This window comes from Nostoc sp. LPT, assembly GCF_017115165.1.
In the GTDB taxonomy this organism is placed as follows: Bacteria; Cyanobacteriota; Cyanobacteriia; order Cyanobacteriales; family Nostocaceae; genus Nostoc.
Genome location: NZ_JABXKF010000161.1, coordinates 49,840 through 66,545, shown reverse-complemented (window position 1 = coordinate 66,545; position 16,706 = coordinate 49,840). Strand labels below are relative to the sequence as shown.

Below are 16,706 nucleotides of genomic sequence, written 5' to 3'. Positions count from 1 at the left end.
TGTTACCCAACCGTGCAGACTCCTGAATTCTGATGCAATTTCTACTCAGTTTCTCCTAGAGAGTTTAGTAGAAAGCGGGCAATTCTCTCAGATGCGCCGCGTGGGCCAAATCGCTCAGGTCCATTTTCTTTGCACTTAACGAGGTAGTCTGAATCTTGTAAAGTTTCAACTACTCGTTTAGCTGCTTGCTTGAAAATCTCAGGGGTTGCTGGCTTAGTACCGATAGTTTGGGCATTTCTGCCCAACAGCCGCGTTTGCGCTTCTGCAAATTGATAGGTAAATTGAGGGCCCTCTCCGGGAATCTGGATGATAGGTTTCCCGATCGCTACAGCTTGCTCCACTGCCAACCCTGCCATACCAATGACGAGAGTAGAATAACATAGGATGTCACTGAAGGCATCTGAATAACATCTCACTTCTACAAGCGGTGATTCCTCAGCAGAACTTCCTGGAGGAGAATAGGTGAGTATGCCTTGATTCAGTTGCCAACCTTGACTTTTAGCAATGTCGTCTAATTGCGCCATCAAATCCGGTATCAAGGCTGCACGAAATTGCAATCCTGACTCAGGCATCACCTTGGCAATTTCTACCACTAATTGCAACTGCAAACAGAAATTTCGCGCGGCTTCCGGCATCCGCGATCCTGGTAGGAGAGCGATCGCTCTCTCGTCCGGTTTCAGGTGCAAGTCTTTGCCAGTAGGGACGAGCCAATCTAAAGCCGGAATGCCAGCCAACTGAGCTTTAGTTAAACCTTGCCGTTGGAGGTCATAAGCCGTATGGGAATCCTTGGTGAAAACTGCCAGACATCTGGAAGAATTAAGGTCGTGCCACAGTAGCGGATTGAGTCGTAACCGCCCTTCATAAAGGGCAGAAAGACAAGAAATAAACGAGACGAAGGGGCGCTTTGTTAGGTAAGCAAATGTCTGGGAGACAAAATCCCCAGTAGACATAATTAAATCGCAGTCGGGAGCATACTGCAACACCGCTTGTAATTGTCGCCACGTTAACCCAATCAATCCCGATTGAAAATCTTTGAGCAAATAGAGGCGTTTCATGTAAAAGAATCCCCCGGAGGGCATTGTTTGTGTGGGCCCAATAATGGGAATATCCAAGCTACGGTAAGCCTTTCCTTCTCCCACAATCGGCATTGCCGCCATCTCAAGAGAAGGACACAATTGGCGCAGGGTCTGAATAACATGAGAGGTGTGGTTGTCCTCTCCGTGGCCGTTACTGATAAACAAGATTCGCTTAGAAGGCATCTTGGGTTTGGATAGGTCTAAAATGCTTATTTGGTGATATTTTTAACCTACATTGGGTGAGTAGGCTAAGAGATTGATAGTATTTTTACTCTTGAGAGTTTGTAATTTTATAGACAAATCTACAAAGTTACTTTTTCAGGTGTAAATCGGAATGGAATTACTGCTAATCCCTGTTTCCGCAGACGCTAATTTATCAGAGAATACAGTATTAGGAGTGCAAGCGCTATGGTACATTGATCTGAGTTCATAAATTGAACGAGCTATTTGAAGTATTGATCGCAATAAGACAAGAAAACAGAGGAAATGATTTCTTGAAAGTCTGTCCCCTTGTAACCAAATCCTCTTGTCCTCTTCAATGACGGCGAAGTTATAAAAAAGTTGTATCGCAATCAGAAATGTTGAATGTCGATACAAAACTTTACATACTTAGTTAAACTAACTCTAAAAAGCCTACAATAGTCAACATAACATCATCTCTTCAAGCCAATGAACATAACTGATTTTTTGACATATACAGGATTGTAAATAACGAAATTTATCTAATAGTGTATGTCCCCCTTGTTTGGGAATAGATACAACTTGTAAAATTAAATAGGCTATTAAACTAATGTAAATTTGTATAGTGATACCATTGACGTTTTTGGTAATTAATTTGTCAAGTTCGCCCAAAAATTAACATATTTTTGGCTATTTTTATCAAGTTTTTCTTAATATTCAACATTTCTGTTTCTGTTTAAAATCAGATTCGTTGAGTATTCTTTTCTTAATTATCCTGATTTTTTGCGTTTTGATTAGCTGTAATTTATTTATACTTAAAATTGAAGTGCGGAATGTGGGATTTAAAAGCATCATTCATTCTTGCCTCAAAATCTAGTACAAAGATTAATTGAATACTCACTATTTCACCAAACTTCCAGCATTATTACTAATTGACAAAAAGGATTTTATCTTAACCTCTCACGAATGGTTGAGGCTTGTTTTTCCTTTGGTGGAAGCTAAACATTCTAAGTCTTCTTGTATAAAAATTAGTAAAATTTTATACTTAAAATGTATTTTAACTGATATTTCGTCAACAGTCGCCATGAACTGTATACAGCAGCACGCATAAAACCCACATTCCGCACCCAGAACTGTCACAAAAGAAATGGTAAGGAATTTGGAATAAAAAGACCTTTTCCTGATTTACAAGTCAGTATTTACACTATATCTGTAGTATGATTTTTAAAAAAAAATATCATTAATTTTTCAGTATTGAGTAGTCGCTGGTCATGACAATTACCCTTACGCAAAGAGAGTATAATGAACTGTGGGCGGAAAGTTGCCAAAACAGCCCACAAAAACTGCGAACAGAGCTTTTTTGTGAAATGCCTAAGCAATTTGGCACAGGGTATGCACAAGATATTGAAGTGCATCCCCATCTCTGGCTGACAATTTTCAACTGTGAATATCACAATGATGTGTTGTTGAAAATCCCAGATTGGGATCACCCACTGGAATTTTCCGTCTGGCTTTCAGGCAGAGTTATAGAAGGAGGAATGCAGATAGGGGACGGATATATGCATATCGCTGGTAGCGGTGTTCAACGAAAAGTGATGGTAGAGTATCCCAAATCCCGAAATATAGGCATTGACATTAATACGTCCCCTGATTTGCTAGCAAATTTTTTCTCTGGTGAAGAAAGAGAAATTCCCAAGGAGTTGCGTTTTTTGGCAAAGGGTAACGATTGGCAGACATTACTTTACCCGGAAATCACGACAGATGTTCAAGGTGTAGCACAGCAAATCATCAACTGTCCCTACCAGGCGATAACAAAGCAGAATGTATTTGCAAACCAAGGTTTTGGAACTGATTAGGTTGCAATTATTCCCCATTTTAGCGGAGCGGGATCAACTGCAACGATCGCCACGACTGAAAGCAGAAACCATCGCCCGAATTGATTATGCAAGGGAACTTTTACTCTCCCGTCTGGAGAATCCGCCATCATTGTTGGAGTTGGCGCAGATGGTAGGGGTGAGCGATCGCACTCTCCGACGCGGATTTAAAGAACTCTTTGGCACTACAGTACTTAACTACTTAATTGAAAAACGTATGCAACACGCCCAGGAACTCTTGCGGGAAGGCGATCTCAGCGTTGCTGAAGTTGCTAACCTCGTTGGTTATTCCCATCTGAGTCAATTTGCCGGAGTTTTTAGACGCAAATTTGGTATCACACCTAGTCAATGTTTCTTGGGTAAAAAGTCCGTATCGTGATAGTGATGCCGCATTTAGATAGACGAAACTAGTAACTCTCTTTTAAACTCAGGTTTATTGATATTAATAACTGTTTGCAATAACAGTTCTTGTGCTTCCTCTTCTCACTCATGGCTACTTCTTTTTCAAGGAGTAGTCAAGTGAATCCTGTTTTGGGGATTGGAAGTATCTAAATAGAGAACTGCTATCAAAGGTAATTAAAGAAATTGGGGTAAGAGGAGTTGTGATGAAGCCTTGGCAATTGTGGGTGTTGATGAGTCTTTTGGGATGTTTGAGTGTTGTAGCTAATCAACCAGTAGGAGCGCAGGAAGACAGAAGAGATTATAGAGAACGAAGAAAGGTAAATCTTTCATCAATTAACGAAGGGGAAAAAACATCTTCGTGGAATATTGCAAAAATTCCTCAACTCAGTCAGATAGAGCGTCCTAGCACTAGCGCCCAAATGCTAGTGCAGTCTCCAAGTCCAACGGGGCTTGGTAAATCGCTTGCCGTTTTTCACTTGCCAAGCTTTACAGTAAACAGTTAGTTCCTGGGTTCTGTTTTGAACCAAAGAACTACTCAGGTAAGCGCGGTCGATGTGTAACTCAACCAGGTTCACTTTCTGGCATTTTAAGTCGATGGCAATTGCGTCGGTAACAGATGCTTCAGGAATATTCGCTCTTGTGACTCCAACAGCGCGAACCAGCCCATTGTCTAAATCTCGTAAGACATGACGTTTATAACCGCATGAATACAGGCGCAGTCCGCAATGGCTTTGACGCTGAATCCTGAATTCTATTTATTAAAATTCAAATTTTTTGTAGATATTCAGGTGGCACGCGATCGACTAACCAAACACCATTAGCAGAACAATAGAAGATGTAACCTGCTTGATGCATTGCCGCAGTATTTACAGCAAAAACCACTGGTTTTCCATGCCTGGCACCAACAGTTTGTGCTGTTTCTATATCCTTTGATAAATGGACATGATGTCGCGACATTTTGTAAAGTCCTGTTTGCAAAATTAACTCTACAGATTTGCGTCCTGTGCCGTGATAAAGCTCATCTGGAGGAACAAAAGCTTCTAATTGTAAATCGACTTTTACACTATGTCCTTGGTTTGCACGAATAAAATTACCTGTAGAATCAAAAGAAAAGCGCTGTTTCTCGTTGAATTCAACTACCACTTGTAATTCCTGGCGGGTAATCGGAAACTTGTTTTGAGTACAAGCCCTAAGTAAGTCCTCAACAGCAACCCAACCACTAGGAGCAAGTTTAATTCCAATGGCATCCGGTGTATGTCGCAGATATTTGCTGAGATATTTGCTGATTTTGACGAGGCGAGAATCACTCATTTGATGAAGTAGTCATTGGTCATTTGTCATTGGTCATTTGTTATTTTTCATTGGTACACATCCCGCTTTTAAAGTGGGTGAATAAACTTTCTTATCTTACTAAGGGCTAATTCAAACCATGTTAAAGAGTGGGGTGGTCTCTCAATAACTAATGACTCTCGCGTTGCGGTTTGATTGTAGTTGGCATGTTTATACTACAAATACATTATTTTATAATACATCCAAACTTTTATAGTTGGCTTGACTTTGTCTAAATTGACAGAATTTGTCTTCCCATAATGGCTAATGCCACTCCAACGATCGCAATGAGTGTCACCTTTTTGCCAGGAACAAGTGTTTGATATGTGCTATCTGAGTTTTCTTGTTCTTGACGTTGCTTCCAACTCATTAATGCCGGAATAATTCCACCTAGAACTGAAATACTAAATGTTCCAGTGTAATCTAGGGCAGTAAAAAAGATGCTGGGGTTGAGCGTTCCGAGAGTCATGGGAGGGAAAAGAACCAGCGAATAGAGAGGTAAGCGGCTAGAAAGTCGCCACTGTGTAGGCAGGAAAATATCTTTAAACAAATCCAGCAACCCGTACACAAACCCAATGAATGATGTGACGATCGCAAACTCTGAAAAAATGGATACTAAAACTCCTAACCATTGCCCCGCACCACCTCCTCGGAGAATTTGTAGTGGATCGAAAACACTTGTACCATCAGAAGTGCTATGTAGCATATCGGGACTGACACTTCCTAAAATTACGGCATTCCACGCCAAGAACATAATTAGAGGAATCACAGAACCAATAAAGATGGACTGACGAATTTTGCGGGTATCCCCTTCGAGTTGTGTCACAATTAGCGGCACAACGTTTTGGAAAAACAGCGCTACAGACATCACTGAAATGGCACTGCCGAGTGCACTCCAGTTTTGAAATAATAGTTGGGTACTCTGAATATGCCTTCCTCCCAGAAATAATAGTCCTAAAAAGGAAACAATTACAATTCCGACAAAGGCGCTGTTTAATTTCTCAATAAATTTTTCTCGCCCAAGATACATAATCCCACCAAATAAAAGCGTGAAAGCCATTGTACCCACCCATGTAGGCAATATCTGCATACCCCAGACTTTTGCCGCCGCCGCTCTTAGAATCTCTCCGCCTTCGGTGATGTATGCCACCAACAGAGCATAGTGCATGAATAAATATACACCACCAGCAATTCGCGCTCCCAGCTTACCAAGGATTTTCTCAACAACTCCCAAAAAACCTATACTCGGATGCCCTTGGGTTCGCATCGTGTTTAAAGTAACTTCTGCAACCAATAACCCTGACACCAAAGCGTAGAGCCAAACAGCAATTAGTCCAGATGTGGATGGCACAATACCAGATGGCAGGGTAACGGCTGGTAGAGCGAGAATCCCAGCCCCAACAGTGGTTCCTGCAATCAATGCAGTACTTCCCAATACACTACCTGGTTGATGATTGAGTTTTTTTCCATCAAATTCGAGATGAGAAAACAACCGAGTGACTTGCTCTGAATCTTTGAGAACAGTCTTTATGGGAACCATAGTGAATATCCGCACTTAAACTAAAAAGTTAATATTAACACATGTCAATAATATGTAAATATTCTTTACGAAAACCCTGATCGGTATCTCGTTTTAAAACCCTCGCTCGTTGATGGCGGCAATGACTGTGAGCCGTTCATGCAGTGGGTGATAGAATGAGTGCCGTTGGATTGTACAGTGGTTCTGCGACCAGAGCAAACCAAGGTATTTGTGTTGCTCAAAAAAAAACTCCCTTGTAGTCGAGCACACTTATGAGAAAGCTGATGGAGTGTCGTCGATTCGTCAGAGACTATAAGTTATTGCCCGAAACATCAGAAACCTTTATCTGCCTTCCCATGATTCGTCTTATAGTGAGGTGACTGGCATAAAAGTTGACTCCTCAAAACTTTTCAAACACCCTCTTATCACCATTTATCTAATATTTTATGCAACTAAATATAAAAATAATTCATTCAAGATCAACAAATAAATCATTGAAGTCGTAAATAAATAAATTTATACTTCTTTTTAAGAGTTATTAACAAAGTGTATTAACTAACATTGTATAAAATTTGTTTAATCAATATTAAAGGCTATTTATCAAGTAAATCTATACTTTGTAACTTGCTCGTAGGGTGGCAATACCCACCATCTCAAGGTTTTCAGGGTATTACCCACCATAAAATACTTATATTTTTTTAAAAGTTAAACCTAATTTTTACATTAGCTAACTTTGTTATTTTAGTCAAAAAAGGACAACTATGTTTGGTTCACGTATAGGTTGGCTGATTACTGCGACCTTAACTATAGTCAGTTTAGGCTCAAATATGCAAAGTGCAAAAGCACAAGATAATTATAATAATTATACGTTTAGTGTTGACTACAATACATTTGTCACTTTTGACCCAACCTTCAGACCAGACTTAGGAATTATTAGAGCAACTATCAAAGGTGAAAGTACCAAACCTGCTCCTTATGGGTTGGATTTCTTTCTTAGTGATGACTATGGCAAACTTGAGCCTATTGAAAATCCATCAATTAATAAATATACCTTTAACTCCAACCCAAGCGTGTTTGGTTTAGAGGACGAACTTGCATTTTCTGACAGGTATTATGGTGGTGCTAATGAATTATTTGGCAAAGCAAGTGACAGTGCTGAAGTTAATTTTGCCGAAGGCTTTATCAAAGGTGGTGGTACTATTACCATCTTTGGGGGAACAGGTTTATTCCAAAATGCTACAGGCACAATCACTTTTACTGAACAAGACCAACTTAATACCTCTGGAACCCCTTCTCAAGGTTTAGCTAAACTGAATTTCACCTTGCAAACTCCTCAAAAGGTTCCAGAACCAACGGCGACTACAAGTTTAATTGGTATCGGTTTAATTGGAGCAAGTTTAGTAATTAGCCGACGCTATAAAAAAAGTTCTTTATCCAGGATAATCAATTAAATATGGGACTATTTAGAAGCCCCGCCTATCAAATTCACGACAGAACTATACATAATGAACCTGGAAACAATGTTTTTAATTACAATCCTACAGAGAAAATAATTTACCAACTTGCGCCAAATCTACATTTCCACCACTAATGATGATACCAATTCTTGCCTCTGGTGCTGTCACCACACCTTCGAGTAAAGCAGCAGCAGCTAATACCCCAGTGGGTTCAACGACAATTTTCAGACGTTCCCACAAGAAAAACATGGTGCGAAGAATCGCTTCTTCCGATACTGTCACCATATCATCAACGTAATCCAGCACTAAAGGGAAAGTAATTTTACCAAGGCTAGGAGTCCGCGCACCATCGGCGATGGTATGAGGATTTTTAACAGTTTGTAGGGTTTTGGTGTGAAAGGAGCGGGTAGCATCGTCGGCAAGGGCTGGTTCTACCCCGATTACTTTACAATTGGGTAAAAGTGCTTTGGCTGCGATCGCACACCCTGAAAGTAATCCGCCACCGCCACAACAAACTAATAATTTGTCCAATTCACCAACTTCTTGGATCAGTTCTAAAGCAGTTGTTCCCTGTCCGGCGATTACATGGGGATGATCGTAAGGGGGAATGAGTGTCAAAGAGCGATTATATGCTAAATTTTGAGCTAATTCTTCCCGGTTTGTTTCTTGGCGATTGTACAAAATTATCTCTGCGCCATAACCACGAGTAGCAGTTTGTTTGACAACAGGTGCATCATCAGGCATGACAATAGTGGTAGGAATATTTAGTAATTGTCCAGCTAAAGCGATCGCTTGGGCATGATTACCCGATGAATAGGTGAGAACACCTGTTTGTTTTTCTGCTATCGATAGTTGGGCTAGGGCATTGTACGCGCCTCTAAATTTAAATGCCCCCGTGCGTTGAAAGTTTTCGCATTTAAAGAATACTTGGCTATGGGTGCGATCGTTAACGATTTTAGAAGTCAGCACGGGTGTGCGGTGGGCAATCCCCAAAATTCGTTCTTGTGCTGCTTGCACGTCAGTTATATTAACGGAATGATATTGTGCCATTGATGACGATATTAAATATTCTTGCTCTTGTTTATATAGATACAGTTTTTTATATTTGCGTTTACTATGCTTGATTGCAGCATACTCCTTTCAGGTGGATAGCATCATTTCTTGTCTGCATAGAAATAGCTACAGCGAACATTATATATTGCTGTAGCTAAATTTATAAAACTTAAATTAATTAATTCACGTTCGCCATTTTTTTAGCATGAATAAAACATCTGAAAGTCGGCAAAAAAAAACTGCCCTAATTACAGGAGCGGCTAGTGGGATAGGCTATCAATTAACCCAGATTTTTGCTCGTCATAGTTATAATCTTGTGTTAGTAGATAAAAATGAACAAAAACTTACTGAAATTATAGATGAATTTCCGCAAAAATTTGGCATTTCCGTCAAAATTTTTGTTAAGGATTTATCTATTGCTACATCTCCAGAAGAAATTTTTACAGAACTACAGCAAGCATCCATCAAGATTGATGTGCTAGTTAACAATGCTGGCTTTGGTACTTATGGAGTATTTAGCGAAACAGACCTCAACATTGAACTGAAAATGCTTCAGGTAAATATGGTCAGCCTGACTCATTTAACTAAATTGTTCCTCAAAGATATGGTCGAACAAAACTATGGAAAAATATTAAATGTGGCCTCAGCGGCTGCTTTTCAACCAGGGCCTTTAATGGCAGTTTATTTTGCTACTAAAGCCTATGTATTATCATTTTCAGAAGCGATCGCTAATGAATTAGAGGGTACAGGTGTTAGCGTGACTGTTCTTTGTCCAGGGCCAACAGCATCAAAATTCCAACAAAATGCTGCAATGGAAGATTCAAAGATTGCTAGCGTTAACAGAATGATGGATACAGAAACCGTCGCTAGGATTGGTTATCGGAGCTTAATGAAAAACAAAACTGTTGTTGTTCCTGGAATGAGAAATAAGATATTGACTGAAAGCGTTAGATTTACGCCCAGAAATTTAGTCACAAAGGTTGTCAGAAGTATGCACGAACTTAAAAGAAATAGGTAGTTCGAGATTTTATACTCTTTTCAAGAAAACCCGACCAACGGATTTTTCAGATGAAAGAATCTGTCGATCGGGTTTAACCATTTGCAAAAAATCGGTTTATAGTCCAATACGCTTGGGTGTAGATAATTGGTCTTTTAAGACGCGATAAATCGGGTCTCTACAATCAGGGTTTTGTTGCTCATTCTGAACTGTATTGGTTTATAGTCTATCTACTTTGAAAGTTCTGGTGTGAGGAGAATTTGGCTTTCACCAATGCGATCAAATGCAGGTGTAGGCCAACGATCGACTACTTTGCCCAGAATTGACATTTCTTGAACCAAGCGGTCAAATTTATCAGGGGTAAGAGATTGGGGACCGTCAGATAAAGCTTTTGCTGGATTGGGGTGAACTTCAATCATCAAAGAATCTGTACCAGCGGCGATCGCAGCCATTGCCATCGATGGAACATATTCAGACCTACCCGTACCATGACTGGGATCAATCATAATTGGTAAATGGGTCAGCGATCGCAATACAGGAAGCACCGATAAATCTAAAGTATTGCGGGCATATTTACCATCAAAGGTTCTGATTCCCCGCTCACAAAGAATTACATTCGGATTTCCAGATGCCAAAATATATTCTGCTGCCATCAGCCATTCGTCAATTGTGGCAGACATCCCCCGCTTCAGCAGCACTGGTTTATCTTGAGCGCCTACCTTTTTCAGCAACGAAAAGTTGTGCATATTCCTAGCTCCGATTTGGATGATGTCAGCTGTTCTCGCTACTGCTGATAAATCGGCAGCATCCATCAGTTCTGTGACGATACCCAAACCAGTAGCTTCCCGCGCTGCTGCTAACAAATCTAAAGCGCTTTCACCATAACCTTGAAACGCATAGGGTGAAGTACGAGGTTTGTAGGCTCCGCCACGCAGAAACTGCGCTCCAGCTGCCTTCACGCGCTTTGCCGTTTCGACAATCATCGCTTCATTTTCCACAGAACAAGGTCCAGCTACCACCACAATCGGATGATGTTCGCCAAAATAGACATCACCGTTAGGTGTCGGTACAACAACCTCGCTGGCTTCTCCATGTCGGAATTCTCGGCTTACCCGCTTGAAAGGTTGTTGCACTCGTAATACTTGCTCAATCCAAGGGCTGAACTCTTGAACCTGTAATTTATCGATGCTAGTGGTATCACCAATTAGCCCCAGCACAACTTTATGAGTGCCAACACTTTTTTCTACTGTCACTCCCCAAGTTTCACTCAGTTCTTGGCTGATGCGAGTAATTTCTTCAACAGGTGTACCGCTCTTAAGTATGATAATCATCTATTTTTCCTTGTGTATAAGTTTGGGTGGGCTAATCTTTACAGGTCGATGCATTAAGATTGCGGGTTGATGCATTAAGATTGCAGGTCGATGCATTTACATTGCAGGTCGATGCATTAAGATTGCGGGTTGATGCATTAAGATTGCAGGTCGATGCATTTACATTGCAGGTCGATGCATTAAGATTGCGGGTTGATGCATTAAGATTGCAGGTCGATGCATTAAGATTGCAGGTTAAGGTGTAAGGCATTAGAAGACTTGCGTGTACACCGTAGCTCCTCGTAGGAGAGGTTCGTCTAGCGCAAAAATTCTGCGAGTTGTTCTAGTTTTGTCCAAGCTGCGCCGCTTTGCAGAATTTCCTTGGCAAGGGCAATACCTTTAACACAACCTGCTAAAACATCAGTTTCTCCATGAATTGCTTCACCAACTTGCAGGGCCAAGGCTGTATTTAAAGCGACTACATCCTGCTGCGCTTGCGTGCCTTTACCTTGCAAAACTGCCTTCAAGATTTGGGCATTTTCTTGGACATCTCCACCGCACAACGCCGCAGTTGGTGCAAAACTCAAACCAAGTTCTTGAGGATTGAGGGTTAGAGAACGCACTTTTTTATCCTGGAGTACAGCCAAGTCAGTGACATCTGCCAAACCAGCTTCATCTAAACGTTCCCGTCCGTGGAGGGCGATCGCTTGCTGACATCCCAGTTGGGATAAGGCTTGAGCAATCTCTTCTAGTAAAAGCGGGTCATTCACACCAATAATTTGCCCCGTCGGTCGCATCGGATTTACTAGCGGGCCGAGCAAGTTAAAAACAGTCCGCACTTTCAAAGTTTTTCGCAAAGTAGCGATCGCTTTTAGTGCAGGATGCCAGCCAGGAGCAAACAAAAAGGTGATTCCAACTTCGCCAACTGCGGCTTGTACTTTTTCAGGAGTGGCGTTGAGGTTTATACCCAAAGCTTCCAACACATCAGCCGAACCAGTCTTGCTAGATGCCGAACGATTGCCATGTTTGGCAACCTTTACCCCTGCGGCTGCGGCAACAAAGGCGACAGCAGTAGAAATATTAAAAGTTGAAGCGCCATCTCCACCAGTTCCACAGGTGTCAATTAGGGGGACTGGGGACTGGGTACTGGGTATTGGGGATTGGGTACTGGGTACTGGGGATTGGGAAAACTCTTGCCCAGTCCCTAATCCCCAGTCCCTAGTCCCTATCCTTTGGGATTGTAAGACGGTGGCCATGCCAACTAATTCTTGTGCAGATACGCTTTTAGCTTGAATTGCAGCTAAAATCGCTCCTGATAGCGCTTGGGGAATGGCATCTGTGAGCCAACCCTGCATCAAATCCGCAGCTTGGGAAACCGTCAACGATTGCCGATTCAGCAACTGTTGCAATAAAGCTGGCCAGTTGTAGAGATCAGGAGGGGTGGAGATGTTTTCAGGTGGAGTTTGAGTTACAGCTATCATATTGGTCAGCCCCTTCGGGGAAGTCAAAAGTCAAAAGTCATTGGTCATTTGTCATTGGTTATCGGTTACTTGTACTGAGAGAACGCGAACAGCCCCTCGTACAGAAGCCGTTGGTGCAGCCTCTCCAAAAGTTGTATTGGTCATTGGTCATTTACGAAGGACAAATGACAAATGACAAAAAGAGAAAATTAAGGAAGAAGGACTTTGGCGACAGTTTGCACATCTTTGTCACCTCTGCCAGAACAATTGATGACGATGCGGAGATTGCCTGTTAACTGGGGACAAAGAGTATCTAGATAAGCGATCGCATGAGCCGTTTCTAAGGCTGGGATAATCCCTTCTAGTTGCGAAAGTCTTTGAAATGCATCTAAAGCCTGTTTATCGGTAACACTGTAATACTCAGCGCGACCAAGATCCATTAAATAACTATGCTCAGGCCCAACACCGGGATAATCCAATCCGGCACTAATTGAATGGGCTTCGATTACTTGACCGTCATCATCTTGCAGTAAATAGCTCATTGCACCGTGCAATACACCTATTTTTCCTTTTGTCAAGGTAGCAGCGTGTTTTTCTGTGTTTACACCTTCACCCGCAGCTTCCACTCCGATTAGGCGCACCGAAGGTTCATGCACAAACTCATTGAATAAGCCGATCGCGTTGGAACCTCCACCTACGCAAGCCAGTAAAATATCTGGTAGTCCTCCCCATTTTTCTTGGCATTGAGCGCGAGTTTCTACACCAATTACCGCGTGGAAGTCACGCACAATCATCGGGTAGGGATGAGGCCCAGCAACAGAACCCAGGATGTAATGAGTTGTTTCTACATTCGTCACCCAATCCCGAATTGCTTCCGAAGTCGCATCTTTGAGAGTTCCTGTACCTGCTTCCACTGGTCGAACTTCTGCACCCATTAATTTCATGCGAAACACATTCAGGGCTTGGCGTTCCATATCCTGGACGCCCATGTAAATCACACATTTCAAACCAAATCGCGCACATACAGTTGCAGTCGCTACGCCGTGTTGTCCTGCACCTGTCTCGGCAATAACGCGTTGCTTACCCATGCGTTTAGCGAGTAACACTTGAGCCAAAGCATTATTAATTTTGTGAGCGCCTGTATGATTTAAATCTTCGCGCTTTAAATAAATTTGCACTCCCGTGCCATCTGGTCTAGCGTAATTTGCTGTCAGGCGTTCAGCAAAATATAATGGGCTGGGTCGTCCTACATAATCACGCATTAAGTTTTGCAGTTCTGCTTGAAAACCCGGCTCATTGCAATATTGTTTATACGCCGCTTCCAATTCACTTAATGCAGGCATTAAGGTTTCCGGGACATATTTACCGCCGAATTTTCCAAACCTGCCCAAAGAATCTGGTTGCACAGTTGCAGTTTTGATGTTTTGTATGCTTACCACAGGTTAAAATCCTTTTATGTTCAAGTATTTTTTACTTTCGTTCTAACTTTTTAGAACTTATGCCACTGTTGAATTATCTTTGCGTTTTCCATTCCCAGGTTTGGTAGGTATAGCCCAGTTTCCGGTGATCTAAAACGTCTATAGGGCGCACCAAATCGTCAGAGTTAAAATTTGGTAATAGGGATAATAAATCTCCTAACGCCGTAGCTTTGGGGGTAGACATACCGCCGTCCCAAGGCCACATAAAGTCTTTAAGATTGTGTCCATAAGGCTGACCACCATCAGCAGGATAAAAATCGCTACCTTGATGACCGTTCTCTTGCCATTCAGCCCAGAGGCGGTCTGCGTTGGCATGATGCAACCAAAATACTGGGTCATAAGGCGAACTTGGTATATTGCTCATAGTACCCAGACCCTTAAACTTTATGGGTTTTGTGCTTGCGTCTATCTGTACCCCACCGACTAAACCATGAATGTAGTTGTGGATGAATCCTCCAGGGGTGACTTTACCCTGCTCATCTACAGAGATAAATCCTTCCAAAGCAGGGCGAAATAGAGAATAGTTATTAAGACTCAGGGCACGCTCAACATCTTTTTTGGGCACAGGATAATCACTGGCCGGAGGTAGTTTTAGAAAGCGGACAAGTGATGTGCCTAATGATGTTTGGGTATCTGGGTCAATATTTAATGCTGGATTCATAACCCAGCCATTTGCAGCAGAGAAAGCCCCAGGCACAGCGCCACCTGTAAAATTCCCCTGATTTGGAATTTTGATGGTTATTCCTTGACCGTTAGAACCAAGAAAGTCATCGTTAAAAATTACATCAAGTGCTTTGGCATCTGTCCAATCCCAGTATGGCAGAGTCACAGTTGGGTCTACTGCTTGCAAAGCTTGTTCAAATCTGCGGATATATTCTCGATGCCAAGGGAAAAATGCGGCATTTTCATGAGCAAGTTCTTGGACGGAACCATCGGAATGTCCTTTATGGTTATGAATTAACCGTGTTGCCCCTAGATGTATGGCAACGAATTGGTCGTAAATACTGAGCTTGCTACCTGCGGGTATGACAGTTTTTAAGGTTTTGATAGCCTTTACGAAGGCTGTTTTCTCTGCTGGTGTCAGGTCAGTTACGTTCTTCCTTACAGCTAAGTGAGCGTATTGTCCTGGAAAATTATGATTCCAATGGTATTTGTATTGTCTATGGTCAATGCGATCGTGAGCGAAGACTGTAAGCGCACAGGTACTAACTAGAAGTACGCTATAGATTAATATTTTGACAAATTTCAGCAGAGATTTCATTGTCTTAATCGAGGCAGAGGGCAGGGGGCAGGGGGCGGGGGAAAGAAAGAGAAATAATTGATACTGATTGCTTATTCCCTACTCCCTAAATTTGCAAGTAAATTTATCGCACCTCTTGAAGAGATGGACTTTCGCGCCGACTTTCTGTAATGGCTGTTTTAAGTTCTCGACAAAATTCTTCTACAGCTTGCAATCCTTCAGTTGGGCTACCTTCAGCTAAACGTTTGACAAAGGCGCTACCAACAATCACTGCGTCTGCTCCCCATTCCATGACTTGATGTGCTTGTTCTGGTGCGGAGATGCCAAAACCAACGCCGATGGGTTTATTGGTGACGCTTCGCAAATCTGTAATTAAATGTTCTACGCGGTTTTGGATTTGAGTGCGGATACCTGTAACGCCTGTAACACTTACCAAGTAGATAAAACCCTGAGATTGACGAGCGATCGCTTCAATTCTATCTTGAGAACTGGTAGGAGCTACGAGTAAAATTACCTCAATTCCGAAAGATGCAGCAGTTTGGATTAATTCTTCTGCTTCTTCTAAGGGTAAGTCTGGTACTACTAACCCTTGCACCCCAGCAACGGCAATTTGCGCCAAAAACGACTTAATACCCCGGTACAAAATGGGATTGTAATAAGTAAATAAAATTATCGGCGCTTTTAAGCTAGGAATCACTATGTGCAACATCTCTAGCACTTGCTCTAATTTCGTGCCTTTTTGCAAAGCGCGGGTTGCTGCTGCTTGAATCACAGGCCCATCTGCGAGAGGATCGGAGTAGGGAATGCCCAACTCGATGAAGTCAGCACCGTTGCGATCTAAGATACGTAAAGCTTCGGCGGTGGTTTCTAAGTTAGGATCGCCTGCTGTGATAAAAGGGATTAAAGCACACTGTTGGCGATCGCGTAAAGTTTGAAAGGAATCGGAGATAGAAATCATGCTGAAAAATAGTTAATGATTGGTTAATAGTTTTGGAATAATTAACACTTAGCAATTAGTGATGCCTATGCTAAATTTTTTGTTAATGAGTCTTTGATACTCGTGAATGAGGCTTTTAGCTCCATTAATGAGTCTTTGATACTTGTGAATAAGTCTTTTAGCTCCATTAATGAGTCTTTGATACTCGTGAATGAGGCTTTTAGCTCCATTAATGAGTCTTTGATACTTGTGAATAAGTCTTTTAGCTCCATTAATGAGTCTTTGATACTCGTGAATGAGGCTTTTAGCTCCATTAATGAGTCTTTGATACTCGTGAATGAGGCTTTTATCTCCATTAACGAGTCTTTGATACTCGTGAATGAGGCTTTTATCT

At 41.8% G+C, this 16,706-nt stretch carries 15 protein-coding genes and 2 pseudogenes; 6 read left to right on the top strand and 11 right to left on the bottom strand.

The window, feature by feature from the left end; translation table 11 throughout:
* Nucleotides 1-41: 41 nt before the first annotated feature.
* The gene (locus HWQ58_RS30740; protein WP_292871424.1) at nucleotides 42-1,259 is read right to left on the bottom strand and encodes a lipid-A-disaccharide synthase-related protein; all 1,218 of its coding nucleotides are present in this window, start codon (nucleotides 1,257-1,259) and stop codon (nucleotides 42-44) included.
* Between the two features lie 459 nt (nucleotides 1,260-1,718).
* Nucleotides 1,719-1,922: pseudogene (locus HWQ58_RS30735) on the bottom strand (IS4 family transposase); the annotation flags it as partial.
* A 701-nt stretch (nucleotides 1,923-2,623) separates the two neighbouring features.
* Here HWQ58_RS30735 and HWQ58_RS38630 point away from each other — a divergent pair.
* The 3 genes from HWQ58_RS38630 to HWQ58_RS30725 all read left to right on the top strand — a co-directional run bounded on the left by HWQ58_RS38630 (nucleotide 2,624) and on the right by HWQ58_RS30725 (nucleotide 4,035).
* Nucleotides 2,624-3,112, top strand: coding sequence for a hypothetical protein (locus HWQ58_RS38630; protein ID WP_366838927.1), 489 nt, complete (start codon nucleotides 2,624-2,626; stop codon nucleotides 3,110-3,112).
* Nucleotides 3,084-3,509: an AraC family transcriptional regulator gene (locus tag HWQ58_RS38625; RefSeq protein ID WP_366838925.1), complete on the top strand. Its 426-nt coding sequence runs from the start codon at nucleotides 3,084-3,086 to the stop codon at nucleotides 3,507-3,509. Before HWQ58_RS38630 ends, HWQ58_RS38625 begins: the two co-directional genes overlap by 29 nt.
* Before the next feature lie 226 nt (nucleotides 3,510-3,735).
* Nucleotides 3,736-4,035 carry a hypothetical protein gene (locus tag HWQ58_RS30725; protein ID WP_292871422.1) on the top strand — a complete coding sequence of 100 codons (300 nt, stop codon included), beginning with the start codon at nucleotides 3,736-3,738 and terminating at the stop codon, nucleotides 4,033-4,035.
* Here HWQ58_RS30725 and HWQ58_RS30720 read toward each other — a convergent pair.
* The 3 genes and pseudogenes from HWQ58_RS30720 to HWQ58_RS30710 form a co-directional block, all read right to left on the bottom strand.
* Nucleotides 3,997-4,233, bottom strand: a pseudogene (locus tag HWQ58_RS30720) (IS5/IS1182 family transposase); the annotation flags it as partial. The gene HWQ58_RS30725 and the pseudogene HWQ58_RS30720 sit on opposite strands and share 39 nt — an antisense overlap.
* Nucleotides 4,234-4,297: 64 nt before the next feature.
* Nucleotides 4,298-4,843, bottom strand: a complete 546-nt coding sequence (locus tag HWQ58_RS30715; protein ID WP_292871420.1) for an RNA 2'-phosphotransferase — start codon at nucleotides 4,841-4,843, stop codon at nucleotides 4,298-4,300.
* A gap of 250 nt (nucleotides 4,844-5,093) precedes the next feature.
* Nucleotides 5,094-6,401: an aromatic amino acid transport family protein gene (locus tag HWQ58_RS30710; protein ID WP_292871418.1), complete on the bottom strand. Its 1,308-nt coding sequence runs from the start codon at nucleotides 6,399-6,401 to the stop codon at nucleotides 5,094-5,096.
* 740 nt (nucleotides 6,402-7,141) lie between these two features.
* Here HWQ58_RS30710 and HWQ58_RS30705 point away from each other — a divergent pair.
* Nucleotides 7,142-7,831 (top strand): hypothetical protein, encoded by a 690-nt coding sequence (locus HWQ58_RS30705; RefSeq protein ID WP_292871416.1) that lies wholly within the window; start codon nucleotides 7,142-7,144, stop codon nucleotides 7,829-7,831.
* An 87-nt stretch (nucleotides 7,832-7,918) separates the two neighbouring features.
* Here the strand turns inward: HWQ58_RS30705 and HWQ58_RS30700 are convergent, their stop codons facing one another.
* Nucleotides 7,919-8,887 carry a threo-3-hydroxy-L-aspartate ammonia-lyase gene (locus tag HWQ58_RS30700; RefSeq protein ID WP_292871414.1) on the bottom strand — a complete coding sequence of 323 codons (969 nt, stop codon included), beginning with the start codon at nucleotides 8,885-8,887 and terminating at the stop codon, nucleotides 7,919-7,921.
* Nucleotides 8,888-9,095: 208 nt separating this feature from the next.
* On the opposite strand from HWQ58_RS30700, the gene HWQ58_RS30695 reads away from it, so the two are divergent.
* A complete protein-coding gene (locus HWQ58_RS30695) occupies nucleotides 9,096-9,908 on the top strand; it encodes an SDR family oxidoreductase (protein WP_292871412.1) in 813 nt (270 codons plus the stop codon).
* 209 nt (nucleotides 9,909-10,117) lie between these two features.
* Here the strand turns inward: HWQ58_RS30695 and aroF are convergent, their stop codons facing one another.
* Nucleotides 10,118-11,218 carry a 3-deoxy-7-phosphoheptulonate synthase gene (gene aroF, locus HWQ58_RS30690; RefSeq protein WP_292871410.1) on the bottom strand — a complete coding sequence of 367 codons (1,101 nt, stop codon included), beginning with the start codon at nucleotides 11,216-11,218 and terminating at the stop codon, nucleotides 10,118-10,120.
* A gap of 59 nt (nucleotides 11,219-11,277) precedes the next feature.
* On the opposite strand from aroF, the gene HWQ58_RS30685 reads away from it, so the two are divergent.
* Nucleotides 11,278-11,463, top strand: coding sequence for a hypothetical protein (locus tag HWQ58_RS30685; RefSeq protein ID WP_292871408.1), 186 nt, complete (start codon nucleotides 11,278-11,280; stop codon nucleotides 11,461-11,463).
* A gap of 51 nt (nucleotides 11,464-11,514) precedes the next feature.
* Here the strand turns inward: HWQ58_RS30685 and trpD are convergent, their stop codons facing one another.
* The 4 genes from trpD to trpA all read right to left on the bottom strand — a co-directional run bounded on the left by trpD (nucleotide 11,515) and on the right by trpA (nucleotide 16,333).
* The gene (trpD, locus tag HWQ58_RS30680) at nucleotides 11,515-12,678 is read right to left on the bottom strand and encodes an anthranilate phosphoribosyltransferase (protein WP_292871496.1); all 1,164 of its coding nucleotides are present in this window, start codon (nucleotides 12,676-12,678) and stop codon (nucleotides 11,515-11,517) included.
* A 188-nt stretch (nucleotides 12,679-12,866) separates the two neighbouring features.
* Entirely contained in the window at nucleotides 12,867-14,096 is a 1,230-nt protein-coding gene (trpB, locus tag HWQ58_RS30675; protein ID WP_292871406.1) for a tryptophan synthase subunit beta, read from the bottom strand.
* Nucleotides 14,097-14,169: 73 nt separating this feature from the next.
* On the bottom strand, nucleotides 14,170-15,396 hold the full coding sequence (locus tag HWQ58_RS30670) for a tyrosinase family protein (RefSeq protein WP_292871404.1): 1,227 nt from the start codon (nucleotides 15,394-15,396) through the stop codon (nucleotides 14,170-14,172).
* 103 nt (nucleotides 15,397-15,499) lie between these two features.
* A complete protein-coding gene (trpA, locus tag HWQ58_RS30665; protein ID WP_292871402.1) occupies nucleotides 15,500-16,333 on the bottom strand; it encodes a tryptophan synthase subunit alpha in 834 nt (277 codons plus the stop codon).
* Nucleotides 16,334-16,706 lie beyond the last annotated feature (373 nt).